General features: G+C 66.6%; 2 protein-coding genes. Both read right to left on the bottom strand.

Going from position 1 to position 1,247, the window contains the following annotated elements; genetic code table 11:
• The coding region (locus G6028_RS04285; RefSeq protein WP_182658150.1) for an ATP-binding protein at positions 1–688 on the bottom strand (688 nt) is incomplete at its 3' end.
• Positions 688–1,247 (bottom strand): Mu transposase domain-containing protein (locus tag G6028_RS04280; RefSeq protein WP_422110518.1); only part of this gene is annotated, 560 nt, incomplete at its 5' end. The genes G6028_RS04285 and G6028_RS04280, both read right to left, overlap by 1 nt.

The raw sequence follows: 1,247 nt of genomic DNA, 5'->3' as shown, positions 1-1,247 counted from the left end.
GGGCGTTGTTGGCCAGCCGGTTGACGATGGAGTCAGCGGCGACCCGGTCGGGCAGGGCTTCGAGCCAGTACGCCGGCCGGGACTGTGAAGCGATCATCGTCGGCAACCTGTGCTCCCGGTTGGCCAGGACGGCGAACAAATCGTTGGCGGCCTCGGGATCGATGCCCACGGTGAGGAAGTCGTCGATGATCAGCAGCTCCACGTCCGAGAGGTCATTGAGCATTTTCTGGTGGCGGATCCCGTCGCCGCGGGCGATGACCAGCCGCCGGGCGAGTTCGTCCATGCGGGCGTAGGTGACGGTGTGCCCGTTCTGGCAGGCGGCGATCCCGATCGCGCAGGCCAGGTAGGTTTTTCCGCCGCCGGTCGGTGAGAGGATCAGCAGGTTGGTGGGGTCTTGCCTCCAGTGGTGTCCGGCGTAGCGTTTCATCCGCACCGGGGTGATCCCGCGTCCGTCCTGGTAGTTGATCTCGGCGATCGAGGCCTGCGGGATGGGGAACTTGGCGGCGCGGATGAGCTTGTCGATCCGGTGGGCTTGGCGCTGGTCCAGGGCGTCGTCGACGGCGGTGAGGAAGATCTGCTCCGGGGTGAGCTCGTCATTGGCCTCATCGCTGATGAGCTCCTCGAACCGGGTCGCTACGTGGGTGATGCGCAGATTGCGGAACTTCTGATGATCGATCTCGGTGAACATCACACGCCCTCCCCGCTGCGGCCGCGCGAGTAGTGATCGGCCGAGCGGACTTGAATCGCGCCGTCGTCTCGGGTTCCGGCCGGGGGTGGGGGCTTTCGTGTGGCCGCCGCCGGCACCACGGGCCGGGGCGCCTTGCCGTCGGAGTCGATGGTGGCCATGACGCGTTTGAGCACGCTGTAGCTCCCGGCGCCGTTCTGGTTGAGCAGCACTTGGCAGGCAGCCTCGAGCCGCTGCCGACTGCGCTTGCCCAGGGTCTCGAGGATGTTCTGGCAGTCCAGGTAGCCCTGGGCCTCGATCACGTGACGGTCCAGGATCTGGGCGATCACCTTCTCGGTGGCAGGACCGAACCCGCGGGCACGGTCGGTGAACCACTGCCTCGACCACAGACCATCGATGCCCTGATGCTCTCTCGGGGCGTGCGCGAGCACCGTGGAGTACTGGCCCTTACGACCATGGCGCCGGGGGTGCACGCAGACGACCTGGTCGCCATCGAAGATCGTCACAGATTGTGCGGTCAGGCGGACCCGCAGCAGTTGACCGGCGAAGGTGTACGGCACCG

This window comes from Dietzia cercidiphylli (genome assembly GCF_014145145.1).
In the GTDB taxonomy this organism is placed as follows: domain Bacteria; phylum Actinomycetota; class Actinomycetes; order Mycobacteriales; family Mycobacteriaceae; genus Dietzia; species Dietzia natronolimnaea.
This window is presented reverse-complemented; position numbering and strand designations above follow the sequence as displayed.